This is a genomic window from Endozoicomonas sp. ONNA1 (assembly GCF_024606325.1).
In the GTDB taxonomy this organism is placed as follows: Bacteria; Pseudomonadota; Gammaproteobacteria; order Pseudomonadales; family Endozoicomonadaceae; genus Endozoicomonas_A.
On the sequence record NZ_JAHHPN010000551.1, the window covers coordinates 1 to 3798 of the forward strand.

General features: G+C 47.0%; 1 protein-coding gene. It reads left to right on the plus strand.

What is annotated here, in order from left to right:
* The coding region (locus KDK19_RS12680; RefSeq protein ID WP_257292106.1) for a hypothetical protein at nt 1-3798 on the plus strand (3798 nt) is incomplete at both ends.

Consider the following 3798-nt stretch of genomic DNA (forward strand, 5'->3'; position numbering starts at 1 on the left):
ACCTGTTTGCCCTCCATGCCCAACAGTTAAAAAATGACTTTTCCGAATTGGGCCAGCAGTATGTCAGGAATCTGAGAGACTTATTGGGTCACTCTCTGGCAGAAAAAAAAGTAACGAGACTGAACGCCATAAAAAGGAGTGAACAGAGAAGTTTGCTTCAATACACACTTTCGCTTGGGGTTAACATAAGGCTGAAACGCCAACCGGATGGCACTGTCAGTTTTACTGATCCTGCGTCTCTGGCTTTTAGCGGAAAAGCTTTTGATGGTGACAAACACAACAAATACCTGCCTGTTGTCGCTGATCCTTCGGGTGGAACTTATGTTTTGCTGGACGTGCCAGAGAGTAACAGCGCGGCTTTTTCGGATAATCTGCGCAACATCCTGTTTATGCTTCAGTCCTCAGCTCCGCTGGATCAGCGTAATGCCCTGACGCTGATCAGTACGATTGAGCTGGCCTATTCTCATCACGTACCTTCACTGATAGAGCCGCGCCTCGAAGAAAAAATAGCCCGACTGGCGCTGGCTGATGTGGTCACACTGGCCACTGAAATAAATGACATCGACACGGAGTCTAAGTCTGCCCGAAGCCTGATGCAAAAACTGTTGTTCCGTCTGATGCGCAGCGAAGCGATCACCCTGGAAAAGCTGGGTGAACCAGATCTCCAGCAGAGGCTCCTGATTGCAGAATTATCTGTCCGGTTCCCCGACGACGACAACACCATTGTCGTCAGGTTTCCGCCTCCGGAAAGCTTTGAACGCCGGGTTAGCCTGGACCCTTCCCTGTCCTTCGACGAAGATCGCCATAATTCCCGGCAAACCATTCTTGGGGCTCGTTCGCCATTTCTTTTCTCGACCATCAAGGACAGTGCCTATCGCTCTCAGCTGCGCGAGCTGGTGCAACTCGATGGACTGCCTGAAAAAATTGAAGTTGTGCTTGATTATCTCGACGGACCTAATGAATTCATCGATAGCCTCATAGCTTGGCACAAATGGCAGATAGAGAATGATTTTGAATCAGAAATTCCGGGCATTCATATTCGCCCGGAACGCGATCGGCTGATCGCAGACAGCTGGCTGACTGTTGGGCAATTGTGGGGAAAGAAGCCTGTCATCATCGAGCTTGGACTATCGGATGTACGACAAAATTCGTCTGCCTCCCGTCTGGGCCGGGTAATGGCCCAATCTTACGGGCTGGCTCTGCTCCTGAAACTGCGAGCATCGGTAGCAACCGCAGCTGAAATCGTCAGGGCTATGGAGATATGGCAAACGGATTTCCATAATGATCCTGATGGTGATTACGGTTTTGATAACGTTCTGAAACTACGGCAGGTGCCCGAAGACAGCGATCCACTTTATAAGACGATCGTTGTTTATAGTGATAACCGTGAGCTTAAGTTTGCCCAGGGTTCTGTGGATGATTTCCGGCAGGCACTGGGCGTATTGTTTCAGGAAAAGCGTCTGGCCGTTCCGGTCAGAAACGTTTTTCGTTCTCTCGAAGCGGAGCCGGGGACCGCTGTTGGTAATTTTGCACAGGGCCTGGTTGAGCTACACACAGATTTCTGGAAACAGATGCTGGATTCAGAACTGCGGTCTGCGCTGCAGCTGCAGCAATCGGATTACCAGTTGTTGAAAAATCGAATAACCAGCACTGGTTTACCCGCCGAAGTCAAGGACAGTTTATTGTCAGATCTGGGTGATATGGAAAACCCGCCAGACAAAACTCCGTACACTGGCACAATTTCTTCTCATTACCTGGACGTCTATAACAAAGGAATAAAGAAGAACAGTCCCGGAATTATTAGCGAAGTGGCACCGGGTTCCTATGGCGATAAAGGCTCGGCGTCAAAGATCGCGATCCTGTTTTCTGGCCGGTTTATCAAATATGTTATGGAAAACAATGTTCCTTCAAAAGACCTGTTTTTGTTGCACAGTGATATTATCAGAACACTTCGATGGCTCAGAACCACCCCTGAGTTCAAGGCTTTTTCCGAGGCGTTGAAGGAAGGGCAAAACCAGACCTTTGGCGATCTCCAGACTCTGGTGAACCGGGGCGTTATTGATAGCTCCGTCGGCACAGGCTTCGACCAGGTCAAAATACCTAACTCTGTCCGGCTACTACTGGTCATCACTCCTCCCGGTTCATCCAGCATAACTGCGCCGGAGCCGGTTCTGGTCAAAAATACCGGTTGTGTCCTGAAAATTGACCCAAGCCAGTATTTCACCGAAGGCAAAATTCTGGCTCAACAATATCACACTTTATCAAGCCTGATGGCTCGGTATATTGTTGCAGCAAATCTGTTGAAAGGCGTCAGCAGGGATTCTGAAACCATTCGGAAAAGCATTCTGGATGAACTTGACATTAAAAAATTACCAGAAAACATAAAAGCTCCAGCTATCCCTGTAGACACTTATAAAGGACAGATCGGTCTTGAAATAGAGTACTCTCTCACAAGTGTGGATACTGAATCGAGAGTAGACCTGGCGTACACTAAATTCACTTCTGATGAACGTGTTAGCCCTGATTATCATGATTTGGCCCTGACTACTGATTCAGCCAGGCATGGCTCTGTCATTGAAATCGTTACCGGACCAAAACCTCTCCGGGATTATCTAAGTGAATCCTCAGCTTTATTTCGTGCTACCAATATATTGCACTCTGGTTTAGCAAAAATACCTGAGAGTGGTATTACCGTAAGCGATTTCGTTCAAGCTTATAATAACGAGCTACTTGAAAATGATCCAAAAGATGATTTAAAAAAGTTCAGGCTAATCAACAATCCTCAATATGAAAATAATAAAATCTCATTATTGCCCAAGGCAAGAGGGAAGAAGCCACTACGCTATCATGTTCAGGTCAACATTGGGGTCGATCTCAGTGGGATTGGGGATATAACATCCTGGATTGGTTCTCTTATTGCCCCAAGCAAAAGAAGTTTCTTAAGGCAATTTTTTCAGTGGTGCCAGTATAAGGCCTTTGTCATTTCAGAAAGACTGAATCTGAATTCTGATTTACTGAAGTCCATGTTTACCATTCATTTGTTCAAGCAGGCATTAGACAGTTCAACCGAAGACTTTTTAAGAGGGAAACTGGGTGTTAAAAACTCACCGATCACTAATCTTGAAGGATTATTGAGGCTGGGTACCGCTGATTTTTTAATGACGGTCATCTCTGATTTGGATGCCACCCAACTCAAGTCAGCTATCCGGGATTCCGGTTGGCAAGCTTTTACTTCGTTGATGCAGGAAACGGTCGATGAGCTGTCCAAAATAGGATCTGAGGCTGAAGGGTTGGGCAGAGAATGGAAGGCGCCCAAACAGCAGCTGGAAGCCAGGTTAAAATTGCTGTTTATCGACCTGTTGGATTACCGGATCGAACAAGGAAGGAAGCCTCTCCCCGCTATTGCTGACTCAGATTTTTTCGAATTACCACAAGTCAAAAACAAAGTATCAAGGCTGGGTTACAGCGATATCATAAACCCAGGGTCAAGACAACGTGTCTCTCTTTATTTCAATGAAGAGAATCAAGTCCGTTACCTCGGCATCGTCGAGGTTCGGGAGCCCTTGTCTAATATCAAAAGGATGGGTTTTGCCCCTCCCGACGTTTTAACAACTGCAATAATAAAGTCCGCTCAGAATCCGGGTTTACTCGGTGCAGATCCGGACGTCAACTTAATCTTTTTTAAAAGAAACCAACACCTGATCACCCTTGACACCGGAACTGCCCATTACAAGGACTGGGTGAAGCAGTCCATCCTCAGTCGGCTGGGTCAACTGGACCCGGCAAAGCTGGAGCATG